Genomic DNA, 3,016 nt, shown 5'->3' with positions numbered 1-3,016 from the left:
CGGCGCTCTGCTCTACGCCGCGTACCTGCTCGTCGGTGACCGGGTGCCGCTCGTGGTCTGCGCCGCGGTGGCGCTGCCGATCGCGGTGGCCGGGATCCTACTCGCGACCGCCCGACACGACGGTTTGTCGCTCGACCGCTACCTGCTCGCCGTCGTCCGCCACCTGCGCGCACCCAAACGCCTCGTCTCCGCTTCGCAGGAGGTGCCACCGCTTCCCACCTGGATCGGCGCCAGGCCCGGCCCTGCTCCCGCGCAGCTACGCCTTCCCGTCCAGGGGATGGCCGGGGACGGGCTACTCGACCTCGGCCCGGACGGCATCGCGGCCATCGCGGACGTGTCCACGGTCAGCTTCGCCCTGCGAGCCCCCGAAGAGCAGGACGCGCTGGTCGCGGTGTTCGGGCGCTGGCTCAACTCGCTTTCGGGTCCGGTCCAGATCCTCGTACGCGCCGAACGGCTCGACCTCGCCGAGACGATCACCTCCCTCGAGCACAACGCCCGCCAACTCCCACACCCGGCACTGTCGGCTGCCGCGCTCCAGCACGCCTACTTCCTCGCCGGCCTCGCCGAGCGGCACGACCTGCTGCGCCGCCAGGTCCTCCTGATCGTGCGCGAGTCCGCGACAGGAAAGGCGCGGGAGGCCGCGGCAGCCCGTGCCCTGCGGCGACTGGAAGAGGCATCCCGGCTGCTGTCCGCATGCGGGCTGACCGTACGGCTCCTGGACGAGGCGGCAGCCTCCCGCCTGCTGACCGCCTGCTTCGACCCTGCGGCGCCGCCGCTGCCCGGCGCCCAGATGGCGGCCCCGGATCAGGTCATTACGAGGGGAGAAAACTGGTGAAACTCAGTTCGCGCCGTAACTCACGACTTGGGCATGGATTCGGCCCCGACGCGGTCGAAGTCCGGCCCCGGCAACTGCAGGTCAGCGACAACCACTGCGCGACGCTCGCCGTCACCGGCTACCCGCGCGAGGTCACACCCGGCTGGCTGGAACCCCTGCTCACCTACCCCGGGCGGCTGGATGTGTCCTTCCACGTCGACCCGGTGCCGTCCCTGGTCGCCTCCGACCGGCTCCGCAAACAGCTCGCCCGCCTGGAATCCGGCCTGCGCAGCGACCAGCAGCACGGCCGGCTCATCGACCCCAGCGCAGAGGTCGCCGCCGAAGACGCCCAGGAGCTGGCCTCACGCATCGCGCGAGGACAGGCCAAGCTGTTCCGCACCTCGATCTACCTCACCGTTCACGCCACGACAGCCGAGGAATTGGAGGACGCCTGCGCCCAGGTCCGGGCCCTGGCCGGGTCGCTCCTGCTGGACGCGCGTGTGGTGACCTTCCGGCAACTCCAGGGCTGGGTGTCGGCGCTGCCTATGGCGTACGACAACCTGCAGATGCGCCGCACCTTCGACACCCCGGCGCTCGCGGCGGCCTTCCCTTTCACCTCTCCCGACCTGACCGCCGACCTTGGACCCACCACGGTTCTGTACGGCGCGAACGCGGCCAGCTCCTCTCTCGTGGCCTGGGACCGGTTCGCCCAGCCCAACCACAACTCGACAATCCTGGGCTGTTCCGGCGGCGGCAAGTCCTACCTGGCCAAGCTGGAAGCACTGCGCTCGCTCTACACCGGCGTCGAGGTCGCCGTCATCGACCCCGAAGACGAGTACGCCCGCCTGTGCGCGGCCGTCGGCGGCGCCTACCTGCAGCTCGGCGCGGCGAACGTCCGGCTCAACCCCTTCGACCTACCGCCTCCGGAACAGCGGGAGGGCGACGCGCTCACCAGACGCTCGCTGTTCCTGCACACCCTGGTCGCGGTCATGCTCGGCGAGCCACTCGACAAGGCCAGCAAGGCCGCGCTCGACCGGGCCATCATCGCCGCCTACAAGGGCGCGGGGATCACCTTCGACCGGCGGACCTGGACACGCCGCCCGCCGCTCATGCGCGACCTCGCCGACGCGTTGGCCGCCGACAACGACCCCAAGGCCAGGGAACTGGCCGCCGGACTCGCGCCGTACGTCACCGGAAGCCACCGCCGGCTCTTCGACGGCCACACCACCACGCGGCCCGACTCCCACCTGATCGTCTTCTCTCTGCGGGACCTGCCCGACGAGCTCAAGGCCGTCGGCACCCTGCTGACCCTGGACGCGGTCTGGCGGCGCGTCTCCGACCCGGGCAATCGCCGCCCTCGTCTCGTTGTGGTCGATGAGGCATGGCTGCTCATGCGCGACCCGGAGGGTGCGAAGTTCCTGCTACGGATGGCCAAAAGCGCCCGCAAGCACTGGGCCGGGCTGTCGGTGGTCACCCAGGACGCCGCCGACCTGCTCGGCTCCGACATCGGGCAGGCGATCATCGCCAACTCCGCCACCCAGATCCTGCTCCGCCAGGCACCCCAGGCGATCGACAGAGTCGCCGAGGCCTTCCGCCTGTCCGATGGCGAACGCCAGCTCCTGCTGTCGGCCGAGCGCGGTTTCGGGCTCCTGGCCGCCGACTCCGGCGCTTCCCGAGTCGCCTTCCAGGTCCTGGCCAGCGAGCAGGAACACCGCCTGGCCACGTCATCACCCTCCGAGCTGGCCGCCTATGGACACCTCATGGCAGACGAGGAGGACGAGTTCTGATGCTGCAGAACCTTCCCTATGACCCCGATGCCTTCATCGAGATGCTCCTGACCTGGGTGAGCACCCATGTCTCGTGGCTCACCTTCGGGGTTTCGGCCGCTGCGATCGTGCTTGAACTGCTCAGCGCCCTGGTCGTACGGCTGCGCCACCGCGCCGCGACGAAGGGGGCGCGATGCGTGGAGATCCTCGCGCCCCCGGTGGCGGACATGGCGGGGTCGGAGGCGCTGTGGACCAACCTGATGGGGCTGCTGCGCCCGGCCTGGAAGCGTGCCCTGTTCGGTCAGCCGCACCTGGCCTTCGAGTACGTCTTCGGCGCCGGCGGCGTACGGATCCGGCTGTGGGTTCCGGGCACCGTCCCGCAGCACCTGGTGGAGCACGCGATCGAGTCGGCCTGGCCGTCGGCGCGCACGGCGGT

At 70.6% G+C, this 3,016-nt stretch carries 2 protein-coding genes and 1 pseudogene; all 3 read left to right on the top strand.

Translation table 11 applies throughout. From position 1 onward, the window contains the following. Window positions 1-835 (top strand): PrgI family protein (locus tag FLV34_RS43125; protein WP_261986079.1); only part of this gene is annotated, 835 nt, incomplete at its 5' end. Next, window positions 832-2,601 carry a VirB4 family type IV secretion system protein gene (locus FLV34_RS38930; RefSeq protein ID WP_261986078.1) on the top strand — a complete coding sequence of 590 codons (1,770 nt, stop codon included), beginning with the start codon at window positions 832-834 and terminating at the stop codon, window positions 2,599-2,601. The genes FLV34_RS43125 and FLV34_RS38930, both read left to right, overlap by 4 nt. Further along, window positions 2,601-3,016 (top strand): annotated as a pseudogene (locus FLV34_RS38925) (ATP-binding protein); the annotation flags it as partial. The gene FLV34_RS38930 and the pseudogene FLV34_RS38925, both read left to right, overlap by 1 nt.

It is taken from the genome of Microbispora sp. CSR-4 (genome assembly GCF_008033685.1).
In the GTDB taxonomy this organism is placed as follows: Bacteria; Actinomycetota; Actinomycetes; order Streptosporangiales; family Streptosporangiaceae; genus Microbispora.
Note: the sequence above shows the minus strand (reverse complement) of the source record. Positions and strands in the feature narration are given on the sequence as shown.